Source organism: Candidatus Eisenbacteria bacterium, from assembly GCA_030017955.1.
Lineage (GTDB): Bacteria > Eisenbacteria > RBG-16-71-46 > JASEGR01 > JASEGR01 > JASEGR01.
Genome location: JASEGR010000025.1, coordinates 1 through 17,195, shown reverse-complemented (window position 1 = coordinate 17,195; position 17,195 = coordinate 1). Strand labels below are relative to the sequence as shown.

Genomic DNA, 17,195 nt, shown 5'->3' with positions numbered 1-17,195 from the left:
CACAGGGGCTATCGCCCCTATGACATTTCGAAACTTGCCACCGGCAACTTTCGCAACTGTAACCCCTTAAGGGGGTCGGCCGCGACCCCCTCATACCCCCTGGCAGTGTGCCTTATGAAACCGCCCTGCATTTCGTGAAGCTATTTCTGGGACGGCACACTGGGGGCCGCCCCAAAATGGAGCTAGACGCGTTTCCTGTACCTTGCAGGGAGAATTCCCAGGAGTTCTCTGTACTTCGCTACCGTCCTCCTCGCTATCCTGAGACCTCTTTCCCTCAATCTTGCGGCAATTTCGTGATCGCTGAGAGGGGCCTTCTTGTCCTCCTCCTGGACCATCTTCAAAATCGATCCTCGTGCGCTCTTTGCGGATGCTCCTTCGCCGTCCTCTGTCTCAAGCCTGCTAGAGAAGAAATACTTGAGCTCGAACACTCCACGAGGAGTCTGAACGTACTTCCCGTTTGTCACCCTGCTCACGGTTGACTCGTGCATGCTTATTTCATTTGCTATCTGCTGAAGCGTGAGCGGCTTCAGAAATCCGGGACCCTTTTCGAAAAACTCCTTCTGCTCCTCCACTATGGTCTTCATGACCTTGACCATAGTCCTCCTTCTTTGCTCTATTGTCTGGATAAACCACTTCGCCGAGTTCAGTTTCCCCTGTATGAACTTCTTCGCCTCGGAATTCTTGTTCTCCTTGCTCAGAAGCTCCCTGTAGGAAGGATTTATCCTTAACCTCGGGACGTTTCTGTCATTGAGAAAAATTACATATTCATCGGCGACCTTATCGACAACAAGATCAGGAACAACATACCTTGCCTCGTCTCCGGAAACAGTCATCCCCGGCTTTGGATCGAGTGATGCAATGGCATCAAAGGCGTCCTGGATCTTCTGAGGCGATTCCTTGAGGATCCTCGAAATCTCGGCGCCCTTCCTTGCCTTGAACATCTCGAAACACTCATTCAGAATCCGTGACGGCAGGCCGTCCTCCACGCCCTTTGCCCTGAGCTGGATGAGAAGACACTCCTGAAGGTCGCGAGCGCCGACTCCTGCGGGCTCAAATTCCTGAATCCTGCGCAGCACCTCCAGCACTTTCTCAGCCGGTTTTCCAAGCCGCGAGGCGATGTCAGCGACCGGATCTTCAACCTTTCTCAATTTGCCGCTCTCGTCCGGTTCATGCAGGACAAGATATCCGGCTTCGTCTATCGATCCAAGAATTTCTTCTGCGATCTCCTGGTCCTCGGGCGTCGTGAGAGTCAGCCTCGCCTGGCTCAAGAGAAGGTCCCTCAGGGAGAGCTTGGTAACCGGTGTCCGCTCGTAGAACTCCTCCGATGAGGCTTCATAGCTTCTCGGGGCAGCGTATTCATTCGAATCAGGCCAGAACTCCGACCAGTCCACCTCGTTTTTGTCCTCGTCCTTTGCCTTCTCCTCTTCCTCTTCAGCCCTTTCGGTCGGCTGTACCTCGGTTTCTTCCACCTCCTCAAGAACAGGATTTGCCATGAGCTCCTGCTTAAGGATCTGCTGGAGTTCTAAGGTGGGAACTTGAAGGAGCTTGAGGGCTTGCTGAAGCCTTTGCGTCATCACCAGCGTGGGCTTCTGCGTCAGGTATATCTGATGTTTCATTTCCATAGAGGTTTGACCTAGAGTCTGAATTTTTCTCCGAGATAGAACTTCCTTGCTTTCTCGTCCCGCGTCAGCTCATCTGCGGTTCCGGAGACGACTATTTCGCCTTCGAACATTATGTAGGCTCTATCGGTTGTCGTCAAGGTTTCCCGGACACTGTGGTCGGTTATCAGGACTCCCAGTCCTTTTTTCTTGAGCCTCAGAACGATTTCCTGTATCTCCGCGACCGCAATCGGGTCTATCCCGACAAACGGTTCGTCGAGAAGGATGTATGAAGGTTCAGTTGCAAGGGCCCGTGTAATCTCCACCCGCCGTCTCTCTCCGCCGGAAAGATTGAAAGCCTTCCGGTCAGCAATGCCCCGGATGTCCAGCTCCCCCATCAATGAGTCGAGCCTGCGTCCTATTTCACCCTTAGAGATCGGCAAAGTCTCCAAAATTGCCAGGATGTTTTCTCTCACGGTCAGCCTTCTGAAGATCGATGATTCCTGCGAAAGATACCCTATGCCAAGCCGTGCTCTTTCATGCATCGGGAGAGCCGTTATGTCCCGGTCGCCCAGAGAGATCTTTCCTTCATCCGGTCTGAGAATTCCAACTATCATGTAGAATGTAGTGGTCTTTCCGGCTCCATTCGGCCCGAGAAGACCGACCACCTCTCCCCTTCGGATTCCAATGCAGACATCATTCACCACTTTCACCTTACCATAGCGCTTGCCGAGGTTTTCTGCCTTGAGAAAACCATCCAGCTTCTTCTTGTCCGGGATGCTGATGTCTTTGGCGGGTGACTCTTTCAATCGACCCTCTCAGTCCTATTTCTTCTCTAGCGCCTTCTCCCCGATAAGCTCGCCTTTTATGTCCTTCTTTATCTCAAACTGCTTAAGATCAGGGTAACTCTCAAATCCGATTCCCGTAATGATATCTTTCTTCCTTGTTATTTTCACGAATCCATCGGATACAATCTTGCCCGGGCCGTTGAGCCATACCAACTCGTCAGTCTCAAGCTTCGTGCCCTCATCGGTTATGACAACGACGTCGCCTTTTGCCCTCATGTTGCTCGATCCGTGTTCGAGGATGCCCTCTCGGGATGTCAGGTCCGAGTACTTCTTTCCCGTCTCATCGAAGAACTCTATCGCCACACTCTTTGAGAGAGTGATGCCCTTATCATTGTAGACTCCCGCCCATTTTGCCCGCAGTATCCATTCCTTCCTGCCGGAGGTCGTCTCCGTCACCGAGAAGCCAATCACCTCTTCATCCGGGATGTCGCCGGATACCGACGAAGGTACTCCTTCCTTCCCCTTCTCGCAGGAAAAGAAAATGGAGAACAGGATAAACAGATACACAGAGAAGAATCGAAGTCTTAGTTCGATCCGCCGGTCAGGCCGGCCTGGTTTTCCATCTCTCATGCATCCACACCCACTGAGTTGGAGTTGCTCTTATGAATGCCTCAAGACTGCTTGTGCACTTCTGGGTGTTCATCTTGATGTCTTCGGCATAGTCTCCCGAAAACGTAAGATCGAGTTCCCTGCCGATCTCTATGACATGCTTGCCGTCCGCATCCAGCCTGATTGCCGCCGGGATGATTGGAGCTCCGGACCTCATGGCGACCCTCACTGCACCCACCGGGGTGTAGGCCTCCTTCCCCATGAACTCAACAAACGTCCCCTCAACCTTTGTATCTTGATCAAGCAAGAAGCCGACAATCTCGCCCCTCTTCAGCGCCCTGAAGATCTTTCCAAGAGCACCATCTCTGGGTATCTGCACAATGCCGGCGGATTCTCTTATTCGTGCCAGCAGGCTGTCCAGTCTCGGATCGTAGAGAGTCCTCATCAGAGCGTTGACGCGATACCCCTTCCTGGAGAAATACGAGGCCAGAAGCTCCCAGGAACCAATGTGTCCCGTCACAACTACGACTCCCTTTCTCCTCGAGAGCACATCATCCAGCACTTCCTTTCCTCTTACCCTGACAATCTTATCAAGTTCCGAGGCGGACATAAAGGGCAGCCTCAGTATGTCCACAAGATTGCGTCCAATATCCCTGAAGACACCTTTGGCGATTGCCCGCCTCTCCTCGTGACGAAGCTCGGGAAATGCTATTTCAAGATTTTCTATTGTCTTCTTCCTCGGCTTCGAAAGAAGATAGTAGGCACCGGTTCCAAGCAGCCCCATTATCGAAAGCATGAGTCTCCTGGGGAGAACTCTCGCAGCCATTGTCACCAGGAGAACAAACCAATAGAGAAGGTAATTCCTTATTCTCTTGAGGAAACGGTTTTTCTTCATGGCAAGGCGGACCCGGAGCGTCGGTTCTCTCCATTCTTCACGCGAAGAAGACCGCTCGCGGTCCCTGGTAAAAGCACACTGTCCGGCATTTCATCGGTTGGGGCGAGCTGCCTGCCCTGCCCTTAAACAGTCGTGCATGTGAAGGAGTCCCACGGGAACCATGTGCTCATCCACAACGACCAGGCTTGTTATCGGCCCCGGAGTATTCTCCTCCATCAGCCGCACCGCCGTCGCAACCAGCTCATCCTCCTGAATGGTTCTGGGTCCGGGCGTCTTTACATCCCCCACCCTGAGCTTCATTATGTCTTCGTTCCTGACCAGGATCCTCTTTATGTCGCCATCAGTAACAATGCCTGTGAGTTTTCCTTCCCGGTTGACAACAGTCGTGACTCCGAGCCTTTTCTTCATAATCTCAAGAATCGCACCCTTCATCGTCTCATCTTCTGAAACAATGGGCACCTCGTCTCCCCTGCGCATTATGTCCCCCACCCTGAGCCTCATTGTCCTTCCGATTGCCCCTCCAGGGTGAAAGAAAGCAAAATCCTCTTTCTTCAGTCCCCTTTTTCTAAGAAGAGCTATCGCGAGGGCATCGCCAACCGCAAGAACTGCAGTCGTGCTGGTCGTGGGAACCAGGTCAAAAGGGCATGCCTCTTCCAGCCGGCCTGTCTCTATCACGATATCGCACTCGCGACCAAGAGAGCTTTTCCGGCTCTCTGTTATGCTGATTATGAGAGGTCCGAGTCTCTTTACCACGGGGAGAAGCTCGCACAGCTCGTCGGATTCGCCGCTCTTTGAGACAAAGAGTACACTGTCTTCGGAAGTCACCAGTCCGAGGTCTCCATGAACGGCCTCCACGGGATGAATAAAAAAGGAGGGTGTTCCGGTGCTTGTGAACGTGGCGGCAATCTTGCTCGCAGCTATCCCGGACTTTCCGACTCCAGAAACGATCACTCGCCCTCTTGTTTTCAGGATGCCGTCAACTGCTTCCGCGAAGCCGGGGCCAAGCTTCTCAGAAAGTGAAAGAAGTGCCAGCCCTTCCTTGGAGATCACTTCTTTGGCAATCTCAAGTGCCGATGTAACGTCTTTCACTTTCATCAGTGAATCGTTCTCTCCCGTATTCCGTCCGGTTTTCCCGCAGAACAACGGCAGCTTCCCTGGACAGACGGCATTTCATCTCGTCCGGGTTGACGCCCGCTGATACGAAAGGAGTGCCTCACCCCATTTTCCTTCCTTCTTTAGGATAAGCTCAATGGCTTCCCTGACTGCGCCTTCCCCGCCCTTTATCGATGTCACAGCCTTCGAAATCTGTTTCACCTCAGCCACGGCATTCTGGACCGCAATTGGAAAGCCGACAGCTTTCATCGGCTCGAGGTCAGGGAGGTCATCACCCACGAAAGCAGCCTCATGCAGGGAGATTCCATCCCTCTTCAGTATTTCGTTCACAAGTTCAAGCTTGCTAATCACTCCCTGATGGCACTCCACCCCGAGCTCCGACGCCCTCTTATCCACGGCGTCGCAGGTTTTGCCCGAGATCAGGACAACGTTCAGTCCTGCCCCTTTGGCCATGAAGATTCCCACCCCATCCAGCACGTTGAAGTTCCTGAACTCTTCGTGCCTCCCAAATACCACTTTTCCGTCGGTGAGGACACCGTCCACGTCAAGAAACAGAAGTTTTGTCACAAAGCATTCCTCACCCTCAGCACATCGCCAAGGAATTCTTCCATCTTGTCCAACGGTATCATGGTTGTCCGGTCTGAAAGAGCGTTCGGCGGGTCCGGATGCGTCTCGATGAACAACGCATCTGCCCCGCAAGCCACGGCCGCCTTCGCGAGTGGAAGTGCAAATGAAGGGCTCCCGCCCGCCTCCTTCCCGCCAGGAAGCTGCAGACTGTGAGTCACATCAAAGACAACCGGGTAGCCAAAACGTTTCATGATGGGAATAGACCTCATGTCAACGACCAGGTTCCCGTACCCGAAGAAAGTCCCGCGCTCAGTCAGAAGGATCTTCTTTCCGCCAACGGATTCGATCTTCTCAACGACCAGTGCCATATCCTGCGGCGCAATGAACTGACCCTTTTTGACATTCACGGGTTTCCCGGTTCTCGCACATGCAAGAAGAAGAGGAGTCTGTCTCGACAGGAATGCCGGGACCTGGAGCACATCAAGCACCTCCGCGGCCTTCTTGACTTCTTCCCTGCAGTGAACATCGGACAGCACCGGGACGTTCTCCTCAGTTTTCACCCTGTTGAGAATCCTCAATCCTTCATCTATGCCGGGGCCGGAGTATGATGATATTGACGACCTGTTTTCCTTGCTGTAGGAAGATTTGAAAACAAACGGAAGGCCGAGCTTCGAGGAAATCGTCCTCAGCCTGCCGGCTGTCTTCAAGACCATTGACTCGTCTTCAATCACGCAGGGACCGGCGATCAAAGCAAGTCTTTCTCCTACGATAATTCTGTCCCCAATCGGAACATGGCCCATATTCAGGTTCCCCTGCCGCTCAGAATCCTGGGGCTTCCTCTTCTTCTTTCAATTGCGGCCGAAATGAATCCCTTAAAGAGCGGGCTGGCTTTTTCAGGTCTTGATTTGAACTCCGGGTGGAACTGGACTCCAACGAACCAGGGATGCCCTTTGAGCTCGACTATCTCGACCAGCGCGGCAGCGGGATGAATTCCGGCTACGTGGAGGCCTCTCTCCGCGAGAATTGACTCGTAACGCGGATTCATCTCATACCTGTGTCTGTGTCGCTCCGAAATGGCATCCGTCCCGTAGGCTGCGATCGCCTTGAATCCTTGTTTGAGCTCGCACGGGTAGGAGCCAAGCCTCATGCTCCCGCCCATCTGGCTTTTCCTCTTCTGTTCTTCCATCAGATCTATCACCGGATGCGGGGTGTGTTCATCAAACTCGGTGCTGTTTGCCCCTTCAAGTCCGCAGACGTTTCTTGCGAATTCGATCACCGCACACTGCATTCCCAGACAGATGCCAAAAAACGGAAGCCCAGTCTCCCTGGCAAATCTCACTGCCTCCAGCTTTCCGTTTATGCCCCTTTCACCGAAACCGCCCGGGACAAGCAGGCCGTGAACCCCCTGAAGATGACTCGACGCACCGTTCTTCTCTATGTCCTCCGATTCAACCCACCTTATGTCGATGCTCACCCCGTTCGCCACTCCGGCGTGGACAAGGGCCTCGACTATGCTCTTGTACGCGTCCCGCAAATGAGTGTACTTGCCGCACACTGCCACGGTCACACGGTCCCGTGAAGCCGAAATCCGTTCAACCATCTCCCGCCACGAATCCAGCTGAGGCCTTCCTCCTTCAAGCCTGAGGAGCTTCAGAACGAGCTCGTCCAATCCATCTTCGTGAAAGACGAGAGGCACCTCGTAGATTGATTCCACATCCAGTGCCTGGATAACTGCCTCCGCGGAAACGTTGCAGAAAAGGGCTATCTTCTCCTTGAGATCTCTTGAAATCCTCTGCTCAGTCCTGCACAGAAGGATGTCCGGGTCAATTCCGATCTGCCGAAGCTCCTTGACACTGTGTTGGGTCGGCTTGGTCTTGATCTCCCTCGCGGCCTTTATGAAGGGAACAAGGGTGACATGGATAAATGCCGTGTTATCCCTGCCGAGCTCGAGCCTCAGCTGGCGGATTGCCTCAAGGAAAGGAAGGCTTTCTATGTCGCCGACTGTGCCGCCGATTTCGACAATCACGATGTCGGCCCCGGTTGCCGAAGAGAGCTCCTTTGCTCTTGATTTGATTTCGTCAGTTACATGCGGGATCACCTGCACGGTGCTCCCTAGGAAATCTCCCCTTCTTTCCTTGCAGATGATCGCATCATAGATCTGCCCGGCCGTCACATTATTCTTCCGCGATGTGCTTATGTCGGTAAACCTCTCGTAATGGCCGAGGTCAAGGTCAGTCTCAGTCCCGTCCTCCGTGACAAAGACCTCTCCGTGCTGGAAAGGGCTCATTGTGCCGGGATCTACATTGAGATATGGATCATACTTCTGCAGCGCAACCTTTATGCCCCTTGCCTTGAGCAGGAACCCGAGAGAAGCCGCAGCGATTCCCTTGCCCAAAGACGAAACCACTCCGCCGGTTATGAAGGCATATTTTGCCACTAGGACTCTCCCGCTCCCGAAAGAAGCTTCTCCATCGCTTCTAGATCTTCCCTGGTATCTACTCCCATTTGATGGTAGGAGGTTATCCCCACACCTATTCTGCAGCCATGTTCAAGGAACCTGAGCTGCTCAAGGTCCTCTGCGATTTCAAGTGCAGTCGGCCTGGCTCGAGATACCCGGAGCAGGGCATCCCTCCTGTACGCATAGAGGCCGATGTGTCCGAGATAGCGGCAGCCCAGCTTATCGCTAGACACAGCCAGATTCCGCGCTGTCTTCTGCCGATCCAGGGCTTTCCCTCCTGAATCCGCACTGCTTCTACCCACTCTCGTCCCGGCTTCCCGGGTACATGGATCAAACGGACACCAGGGAATCCTGGACCTCGAGAAGTAGATTGCAGATCCGCCGAGGTCAATGACAACCTTCACCACGCTGGGGTTATCTATGTCTTCATCAGCTTCAATTGGCGTCGCAAGTGTGAAAACAGAATAGCCATCGCTCTTCCTGAGAGAATCGACACACTTGTCGATCTCCTCCGGAGCTATCATTGGCTCATCGCCCTGAATGTTGACGAAGAAGCGCTCGTTGCACCTTCTGGCGACTTCAGCTACTCTCTCAGTTCCGTTCAAGTGGTCCCTTCTCGTGAGAAGCGCCTCTCCGCCAAACTCCTTCACAACACGGACGATTTCCTCATCATCTGTGGCAACAAGAACCCTTGAAAGGGACTCGGCAAGCGATGCCCTTTCGTAGACATGCTGGATGAGCGGTTTTCCAAGGAGAACAGCGAGTGGTTTGCCGGGGAATCTCTTCGAGGCAAATCTTGCAGGAATTACTCCGACGCAGGAGGAGAAGGCCTTCCTTCTTTTCACTTTTCTATCTCCTGTATCGCTCGACTCCCTCCTTGTAGAGATTTCCTCCAAAGCAATCCTGACCGACCAGAAGCGGAAAGTCCCGCACAAAAAGTTTCCTTACCGCTTCCGTACCAAGTTCGGGGTAGGCAATGACCTCGCAGGACTCTATCTTCTTCCTCAGAAGAGCAGCGGCTCCGCCGACCGCAACGAAGTAGATTCCCTTATGTTTCTTCATCGCATCGACAACCTCTGAACTGCGCTCGCCCTTCCCAATCATTCCCTTCAGTCCGTGCTCAAGGAGAGTCGGCGCGAATCTGTCCATTCTGTAGCTTGTGGTAGGCCCTGCCGCGCCAATCACCTCTCCCGGCCTGGTCGGCGTCGGACCGGTGTAGTAGATCACTTGACCTTCAAGCCCGAATGGAAGCTTCTCGTTCTTCTGGATGAGGTCAAACATCTTCTTGTGGGCGGCATCTCTTGCCGTATAGACAAATCCGGTAAGAAAAACCTTCATCCCGGCCTTGAGGGACATCACATCTGAGTCAGTAAGAGGAGGACTGACTGCAACTGGAGACCGTTCGTTCATTTTATCTTGCTCCGTTAATGGATGCTTACACGTTTCCTGTCGCTGCTGAAATTCTCAAAGGAGACCTTCCCTGACCTGAGGGCGAACAGTGTGTCATCTCTTCCCTTTCCGACGTTCACTCCCGGATGGAATTTTGTCCCTCTCTGTCTCACGATTATGCTTCCGGCACTCACAAACTGACCGCCGGAGCACTTCACGCCAAGCCTCTGACCGGCCGAGTCCCTTCCATTTCTTGAGCTTCCTACTCCCTTCTTGTGTGCCAACTCTTTTCACCTCCTTGCTGCGACTCTCAGTCCAGGGTTCCTCGAAGATTTCCAGCCAAAGTCCCGGACTATGCCTTCGATAGCGAAAGGATCTTCAGCTCGGTGTAGTCCTGCCGGTGTCCTTTCTTTTTCCTCTCGTCCTTTCTTCTCTTGTACGTACTGACGACTATCTTCTTTCCTCTTCCGTGGGAGATAATCTCGGCCATAGCGTATGCCTTCTTGACGAAAGGATTCCCTATTGCCGTATCTTTTCCATCGGATAAGAAAAGTATCTTCTCCAACTTCGTCTTCTCACCCGGGTCAAGTTCCATCTTCGGCACCTTCAGGACATCGTTCTCGGTGACCCTGAACTGAAAGCCGCCGATCTCAACTATTGCATGCATCTGACTTCCTCGCTTCCTTTCTCCCTTGATTGATTTGCTGTCTTCTTTCACATCAACGTTTCGCTGTTAAGGGCGGTCAGCCCGCCCTTAGCCATGGAACGAATAAGAGCTTACCTCTTGCTTGAAAAGTTACACCAGAACCAGGGTCACTGTCAACTGCGAACTGTGCGCCAGTCGATCGCTCTTCGAGATGTCCTTTCCCTCCCGCCGAAAATGTCGATCCCCCGTGTCACCGATGCCGGTCGAGCCTGCAGGAAGCGCCCGTCAGTAACTCAATCATCGGCCGGGCTTCATTTCTTTGCCGTTCCGGGGAGAAGAACCTTCATCTCCTCCCTTCTCAGGCCGGGGTCATCTCTTACGTCTATTCTAGTCTTGAGTTCCTTCTCCAGTCTGTCCAATCTCCAGCTATTCTCTTCGACCACGTACACGGCTACGTCGGGATGAACCCTTACTTCAATCTTCTTCGGAGCCTCTTTTGCGACAATGCCTCTTACTAGTCGCGTCATCTTCATCATGACCGACTCCATCGAAAGGACCTTCCCGGTGCCCTCACAGGTCGGACAGTCCTCTGTGAAGTAATGAACGATGCTGGGGCCTTCCCTCTGCCTGGTCATTTCAACAAGCCCAAGGTCACTAACCTGGAACGTCTTCGTTCTGGCTCGATCTTTCTTCAAACACTGTCTGAGCTCATCCATGATTGCTCTCTTGTTCCCCTCGGATTCCATGTCGATGAAGTCGATTACGATTATTCCCCCGATGTCCCTGAGTCTCAGCTGCCGTGCGATTTCTTTTGCCGCTTCGAGGTTAGTCTTGAAGATTGTGTCTTCCTGACTTTTTCTGCCGGTATACCTTCCTGTATTGACGTCAATGGTGGTGAGCGCCTCTGTGGGGTCGATAGTTATGTAGCCGCCCTTCTTCAGCCACACCTTCTCTTCGACAAGCTTGTCAATCTCGGACTCGATGTCGTAGTAGTCGAATATCGGCAGATTCTCTTTGTAAAGCTTCACTCTCTGCCTCAGCTCGGGCGCGAACGATCTCAGATAGTCCATTATCTGGCGATATTCTTTTCTCGAGTCAATCACCAGCTGGTTCACGTCTGCTGTGAAGATATCCCTTATCAACCCGCTGGTGAGCTCCATCTCTCTGTTCACAAGCGCAGGCGCTCTCGAACGGGCAGCCTTCTTTTCAATCCGCTCCCACAATCTCATCAGGAATTTCACATCGGAAAGAAACTCCCTTTTTCCCTTGCCCTCGCCCGCAGTCCTTACAATTATCCCTCCGCTCTTGGGTCTTATTTCTGAAATGAGCGCCCTCAGCCTTCGCCTCTCATCCCTCTCAGCGATCCTTCTGGACACGCCTATATGGTTCAGACCGGGCATGAAAACGATATACCTCCCGGGAAGCGATATCTGTCCGCTCACTCTGGGGCCTTTTGCACCGATTGCCTCTTTGGTCACCTGAACAAGGATTTCCTGCCCCTTCTCGAGGAGGTCCTCAATCCTGGTGGGTGCTTCACCTCGCTGCTCCTTCCCCTTGGGCTTGTCTTCGTCAAATTCCTCGTACTCCTCATATTCTTCTTCGTTGTAGCGAAGATCCGAGACATGAAGAAACGCCGTTCTCGAAAGGCCGAGATTTACGAACGCCGCCTGCATACCCGGCAGCACGGCATTTACCCTGCTTTTGTAGATGTCCCCGACGTTCCTTCTTCTGTCCATGCGTTCGACCACAAGCTCGACAAGTTCTCCATCCTCAAGGATTGCTATTCTCGTTTCACCTACGTCAGAATTTACAACTATTTCCTTTTTCATTATTTGACTCCATTATTGGACACATTCTTGGCAATGAACTCCATGGGAGTGACTGCCACACCATTCCTATTGATCCAGAGACCGGTCCTATGGGCACTGAGAAGCCTCCAGTCAAAGCTCCCGCCGGCCAGTGCATTCACGATTCTCTCCGGTCTCGCGGTGCTTACTCCTGAAAGCAACACTCTCAGGGTGACGGACGGAACACCTTTGCCGGTGGTCAGGCGAATCGAAAGAATCGACGGCTTCACGTCAACCAGTCCGTTCCTTCCGTCCACGTTAAACTCCTTCATCTCGTCCAGAGAAGCTAACCCGGAAGTCAGTCTGCTTGCAAGCTCAGCCGCCCCGTTCTCGCCAAGCAGCCCTGTGACAAAAGGAGTGAAAGATACCGAGTACTCTGCCTGAGTTATGGAACTCATCAGAGATTCACCTGTCCTCACAACACTTGCGGTTTCCTCAACCCTCAATCCATCGGGAAGAAATGTATTCAACTGCAGGATCTCGGTTGCTTGGCTGGTCTTTAGAAGAGAGAGGTCAAAGTATTCGCAGAGCGAGGTCATGCCCAGGGGAAGCGGAGGCCCAAAGGAAAATTGAAACCTGCTGACTTCACCTCCCCCGATGCTAGGCCTGAGCCCGGATCTCCTTAGTGCCATTTCGAGTCTTCTCATTACATCGAGGTGAGAGAGGAATCGAAGTCTTTCCCCTTTGGAGAACCTGACCCTGAAAAGCTCGCTAGTCTCACGCTCCCTTTTCTCTTTTCTGGGCGAACGGCCGAAAACCCCGCTTCCCGAAACATCCAAGGACGTATGATCACCAATCTCTTTAGGCTCACAAGGAGCATCGGCTTTCTCGCCACCCGCCTTCAAATCGAGCGAGCCGGCCCGAGAGACATCCATTCCAGGCCCGCCAAAGAGCATGGGGCAGTCCTCGACACCGCAGTTAGTGCAACCGGATGCCCTGCAGTCCTCCGTAATGCTGCCTTCCGCAGCGGCAAGTCTCTCGCTGGCGAGGAACTCTTTTGATACCGGTCCCTGCACATGGTCCCATGGAAGCTCTTCCTCAGCGCCAAAACCATGAGACACCATTCTGACATTCGCGCGACTCTCTCTCAGAGCTTCCTGCCAAAGCTCGAAATTGAAGTAGTCCGTCCAGCCGTCAAACTTCGCACCCTTCGTCCATGCAGAGTGGACTGCGTTTCCAAGCGAGGCATCTCCTCTGGAGAATGACGCCTCGATAATTGACTTCTCAGGGTTCCTCCACTTGAATTCAACCGGAAGAGTCCTGACAAGCCCTCGCAGTCTCTGAATCTTCATCTTGAGACACTCCAAATTGTCCATACTCTCCCACTGAAAAGCGGTGTGCGGCTTAGGGACAAATGGCGAGATACTCAGCTTGATCCGCAGGCTGCCTTTCTCCTTCCTGCCTGCCCGCACGCACGCTGCCGCCATGTCAGCAATCCCCTCCAAATCCTGAACCTCTTCGCCAGGCAGCCCGATCATGTAGTAGAGTTTGATCGACCTGAAGCCTTCTTGTTTTGCAGCCCGGACTGTTTCAATCAAGTCTTCGAGGGAGATGGGTTTGTTGATTCTTCTTCTGAGCCGGTCAGTGCCTGCCTCGGGGGCGAATGTGAGACCCGGCCTTCTCACCGAGCTGAGTTCGACCAAAATGGCTCTGTCGAGAGTTCCCGGTCTGAGTGAAGGCAGCGAAAGAGAAACATTTCTGGACAGAAAGGTCCTCCTTAAAGCCGGAACCACATCACCCAGAAAACTGTAATCGGAAGTGGAAAGCGATGACAGGGATATCTCAGACCATCCAGTCGAGGCAATTCCCATCGTTGCTTCCGTGAGAACATCTTGTCCGGACTTTTCCCGCACAGGCCTGTTAATGTAGCCGGCCATGCAGAATCTGCACCCCCTGGTGCATCCCCTCATGACTTCTATTGTCAGCCGGTCGTGGGCGATCTCCGTGAGCGGCAAGAGCGGTTTTTCGGGATAGCATTCTCTACGGAGTCCGGCAACAAACCTTGACTTGATTCTCGCTGGAATACCTGGCTCCCGCGGTCTCCTGACTACGTACCCGCCCGTCGAGATCTGCTGTTCGTGAAAGGCCGGGACATACACGCCTTCGAGTCCGGCAAGAAGCCTGAGAATATCCTTCCTCCCCGCTTTCACCCGCTTTCCCTCTATGATTGTGTCCGCGACCTCGTTGATCACTTCCTCTCCGTCTCCAATCACGAAGCAATCAATGAATGGACTCATTGGCTCCGGATTGAACGCACACGGCCCACCGGCCATCACGACAGGGTCATCCTGAGACCGATCGGACGCAAGAACCGGAATCCCGCCCATGCTGAGCATATTAAGAACATTTGTGAAGTGAAGCTCGTACTGAAGCGAAAAACCGACCAGATCGAATTCATCAGCCGGCCTCCTGCTTTCGAGAGAGAAAAGCGGAAGATCATGCTCCCTGAGTGCCTCTTCCATATCGACCCACGGGGCAAAAGTCATCTCACAAAGCGTGTCTTCCCGCTGCGACAGAATGTGGTGAAGAATTCTGATGCCGAGGTGAGACATTCCGATTTCATAGGTGTCGGGAAATGCGAGGAGGACCTTGAGAGCTACGTTCTTATCGGATGTTTTCGCGGCGTTTTCTATGTTTCCAAGATATCTGTTGGGTTTGGAAACAAGAGGAAGTATTGCTTCCTCGAGCATGGCGAGGCTTATCTTCATGATGCGTTTTGTCAGAGTGAATAGCCGCTCTTGAGCGCATCACAGTTCATCCCGATGAGGCCTTTTCTTCTCTCTGAAATAACGCTACCCAGAGAGTTCATGACCGTTTCAAGAGCCACTGCCTGGGTCTTCTTAAGGAACGCCCCAAGCAATGCCATGTTGGCAGCTCTGACATCCCCCAGTTTCTCGGCAATCTGATTTGCCGGCACGGGCACGGCGGAAATATCCTTCCGACTCGGGAGCATCTTGACCAGGGAACTGTTGATGAAGATCGTGCCGCCTGAGTTAATGGATTTCTCAAACTTCTTCAGCGAGAGCTCATTCATGGCAATCACGCTGTCGGGTCTCCGGACCACTGGAGAGGCAATCTCCTCATCAGAAACGACTACAGAACAGTTCGCAGTTCCACCTCTCATAGCCGCCCCGTAAGACGGGAAAAAAGTTGAATGTTTTCCGTCCATCATAGCGGCATGCGCAAGAAGTTTCCCCATGAGGACGATACCCTGACCTCCGAATCCGGACATAACTACCTTGTGCGCCACCTCACCCTCCTTCTTTCTTAGTGCCGGTGGTATCTTTAACTTCGCCAAGCGGGAAGCACTTTGCCATCGTTTCATCAACCCATTTCGTCGCATCAAGCGGAACCATGCCCCAGTCCGTAGGACATTGCGATAGGACTTCAACGAGGCTGAAACCCTTCCCGTCGAGCTGGGCCTGGAATGCTTTCTTCATTGCCCTCTTTGTCTTCGTTATCCCTGGAGGACCATTCACCGCCGTTCTTGCGAGATATACTGCACCTTCCAGAGAGCTCAGGAGCTCGCACACCCTTATCGGAAACCCGGCCCTGGCCGGATCCCTGCCAAGCGGGCTTGTCGTGGTCTTCATGCCAAGAAGAGTGGTCGGCGCCATTTGCCCGCCGGTCATCCCGTAGATTGCATTGTTGACGAACACTGCGGTGATTTTTTCGCCTCTTGCTGCCGCATGCACAATCTCAGCAGTTCCTATGGATATCAGGTCTCCGTCTCCCTGGTAGGTGAAGATTGCGCAGTCCGGGAGTATTCTCTTCAAACCCGTCGCGACTGCCGGGGCTCTCCCGTGGGCGGATTGGACAAAATCAAAGTTGTAATACTCATCGGCAAAAACCGAGCACCCGACTGATGAAACCCCAATCGTCTTTTCTCTCAGCCCCAGTTCATCAATCACTTCTCCAACGATCCTGTGAATTATCCCATGGCCGCAGCCCGGGCAGTATTGCGTCATGACGTCTGTCATCGAGTCCGGTTTCTTGAAAACCTGTCTCACTTTAGTTCCTCCACAGTCTGGGGGAAAGCCGCGAATCCGACTCCACTCCAAGATTCAGGCCTCTCCATCCGCACTCTAGCTCCTACCTTGCTGCAGGAACCTTCAAGGCATTTTCCACCTTATCAAGGATTTCGAATTCAGTGGGGATACCGCCACCCGGTCTCCCGATAAAATGAATCCTGGACCTGCCTTGGACTCCTATCTTCACGTCGTCTATGAGCTGTCCCAGGCTCATCTCCACGACGAGAATATCTGCGCATCTGCCGGCGACTTTTGAGAGCGCATCGTACGGGAAGGGCCACAGTGTTATTGGCCTCAACAGGCCGACCTTGAGACCCTTCTCCCTTGCAAGGCGAACAGCCGCTTTCGAGATCCTTGCGCAAGTTCCGAACCCGACGATGACAAGCTCGGCATCCGAAGTAAGAACCTCTTCGTACCTCGTATCTTGAGCTGCTATCTCAGCATATTTCTTTGCCAGGCGATTATTGTGCTCCTCCAGAGTACCCTCGGCCAGATACACCGACGTGATGAGATTTCTTGCCCTTCCGGACGAGTTTCCGAGCTTCCACTTCTTTTCCGGAAGCTCCGGGAACTTGAACTCATTGAGCACCATGGGTTCCATCATCTGCCCGATAACTCCGTCGCCAAGCAGCATTGCCGGATTCCTGTATTTGTCCGCCAGGTGGAAAGCAAGCCCGGTAAGGTCGTAAGCTTCCTGCACGGAACTGGGAGCAAGGACAATTACCCTGTAGTCGCCGTGGCCGCCGCCTCTTGTGGCCTGAAAGTAGTCAGATTGGGCCGGGGCTATATTGGCCAGTCCCGGTCCGCCCCTCGTGATATTGACGAAGACCAGCGGAAGCTCCGCACCGCTGGCATACGAAATCCCCTCCTGCTTCAGACTTATCCCGGGGCCTGAAGATGATGTCATCGCCCTTGCCCCTGCACACGCAGCACCATACACCATGCTTATCGCCGCGATCTCGCTCTCTGCCTGGATGAAGACTCCGCCCACATCAGGCATCCTCCTCGCCATATACTCAGGAATCTCGTTCTGTGGTGTTATGGGATATCCGGCATAGAAACGGCAGCCTGCCCTTATGGCTGCCTCAGCAATCGCATCATTCCCCCTCATCAACACTTTTTCCATTGCCACACTCCGTTCAGTCAAAGCCCCACAGTGAAAGCGTCACATTGAGCTACTCAACAGATTGCCCAAAGGGGTCCCTAGCCTGAATTATGCACGCGTTTACTGAAAAAAGAGTGCCATCGTCCTCG

Annotated in this window: 17 protein-coding genes; all 17 read right to left on the bottom strand. The window is 53.2% G+C overall.

Annotated elements, in window-relative coordinates; all coding sequences use genetic code 11:
* Positions 1-182 precede the first annotated feature (182 nt).
* On the bottom strand, positions 183-1,622 hold the full coding sequence (gene rpoN, locus QME66_05665) for an RNA polymerase factor sigma-54 (protein ID MDI6808454.1): 1,440 nt from the start codon (positions 1,620-1,622) through the stop codon (positions 183-185).
* An 11-nt stretch (positions 1,623-1,633) separates the two neighbouring features.
* A complete protein-coding gene (gene lptB, locus QME66_05660) occupies positions 1,634-2,359 on the bottom strand; it encodes an LPS export ABC transporter ATP-binding protein (protein ID MDI6808453.1) in 726 nt (241 codons plus the stop codon).
* A 63-nt stretch (positions 2,360-2,422) separates the two neighbouring features.
* Positions 2,423-3,016 carry an LPS export ABC transporter periplasmic protein LptC gene (gene lptC, locus QME66_05655; protein MDI6808452.1) on the bottom strand — a complete coding sequence of 198 codons (594 nt, stop codon included), beginning with the start codon at positions 3,014-3,016 and terminating at the stop codon, positions 2,423-2,425.
* Positions 2,988-3,890: a lysophospholipid acyltransferase family protein gene (locus tag QME66_05650; protein MDI6808451.1), complete on the bottom strand. Its 903-nt coding sequence runs from the start codon at positions 3,888-3,890 to the stop codon at positions 2,988-2,990. Before QME66_05650 ends, lptC begins: the two co-directional genes overlap by 29 nt.
* 90 nt (positions 3,891-3,980) lie before the next feature.
* Positions 3,981-4,985 carry a KpsF/GutQ family sugar-phosphate isomerase gene (locus QME66_05645; protein ID MDI6808450.1) on the bottom strand — a complete coding sequence of 335 codons (1,005 nt, stop codon included), beginning with the start codon at positions 4,983-4,985 and terminating at the stop codon, positions 3,981-3,983.
* A gap of 75 nt (positions 4,986-5,060) precedes the next feature.
* A complete protein-coding gene (locus tag QME66_05640; protein MDI6808449.1) occupies positions 5,061-5,570 on the bottom strand; it encodes an HAD hydrolase family protein in 510 nt (169 codons plus the stop codon).
* The gene (kdsA, locus tag QME66_05635) at positions 5,567-6,370 is read right to left on the bottom strand and encodes a 3-deoxy-8-phosphooctulonate synthase (GenBank protein ID MDI6808448.1); all 804 of its coding nucleotides are present in this window, start codon (positions 6,368-6,370) and stop codon (positions 5,567-5,569) included. The genes QME66_05640 and kdsA overlap by 4 nt, the downstream gene beginning before the upstream one ends.
* A 2-nt stretch (positions 6,371-6,372) precedes the next feature.
* On the bottom strand, positions 6,373-8,007 hold the full coding sequence (locus QME66_05630) for a CTP synthase (protein ID MDI6808447.1): 1,635 nt from the start codon (positions 8,005-8,007) through the stop codon (positions 6,373-6,375).
* A complete protein-coding gene (gene kdsB / locus QME66_05625) occupies positions 8,007-8,873 on the bottom strand; it encodes a 3-deoxy-manno-octulosonate cytidylyltransferase (GenBank protein MDI6808446.1) in 867 nt (288 codons plus the stop codon). The genes QME66_05630 and kdsB overlap by 1 nt, the downstream gene beginning before the upstream one ends.
* 4 nt (positions 8,874-8,877) lie before the next feature.
* Complete coding sequence (locus QME66_05620; GenBank protein MDI6808445.1) at positions 8,878-9,438, bottom strand: Fe-S-containing hydro-lyase; 561 nt, start codon at positions 9,436-9,438, stop codon at positions 8,878-8,880.
* Between the two features lie 14 nt (positions 9,439-9,452).
* Positions 9,453-9,701 (bottom strand): 50S ribosomal protein L27, encoded by a 249-nt coding sequence (gene rpmA / locus QME66_05615; protein ID MDI6808444.1) that lies wholly within the window; start codon positions 9,699-9,701, stop codon positions 9,453-9,455.
* A 68-nt stretch (positions 9,702-9,769) separates the two neighbouring features.
* Positions 9,770-10,084: a 50S ribosomal protein L21 gene (rplU, locus tag QME66_05610; GenBank protein MDI6808443.1), complete on the bottom strand. Its 315-nt coding sequence runs from the start codon at positions 10,082-10,084 to the stop codon at positions 9,770-9,772.
* A 290-nt stretch (positions 10,085-10,374) separates the two neighbouring features.
* Complete coding sequence (locus tag QME66_05605; protein MDI6808442.1) at positions 10,375-11,892, bottom strand: Rne/Rng family ribonuclease; 1,518 nt, start codon at positions 11,890-11,892, stop codon at positions 10,375-10,377.
* The gene (locus QME66_05600) at positions 11,892-14,618 is read right to left on the bottom strand and encodes a TIGR03960 family B12-binding radical SAM protein (GenBank protein MDI6808441.1); all 2,727 of its coding nucleotides are present in this window, start codon (positions 14,616-14,618) and stop codon (positions 11,892-11,894) included. Before QME66_05600 ends, QME66_05605 begins: the two co-directional genes overlap by 1 nt.
* 11 nt (positions 14,619-14,629) lie before the next feature.
* Positions 14,630-15,160, bottom strand: a complete 531-nt coding sequence (locus QME66_05595; GenBank protein MDI6808440.1) for a 2-oxoacid:acceptor oxidoreductase family protein — start codon at positions 15,158-15,160, stop codon at positions 14,630-14,632.
* 1 nt (position 15,161) lies between these two features.
* Entirely contained in the window at positions 15,162-15,890 is a 729-nt protein-coding gene (locus QME66_05590) for a thiamine pyrophosphate-dependent enzyme (protein MDI6808439.1), read from the bottom strand.
* A gap of 112 nt (positions 15,891-16,002) precedes the next feature.
* Positions 16,003-17,067: a 3-methyl-2-oxobutanoate dehydrogenase subunit VorB gene (locus QME66_05585; protein ID MDI6808438.1), complete on the bottom strand. Its 1,065-nt coding sequence runs from the start codon at positions 17,065-17,067 to the stop codon at positions 16,003-16,005.
* Positions 17,068-17,195 lie beyond the last annotated feature (128 nt).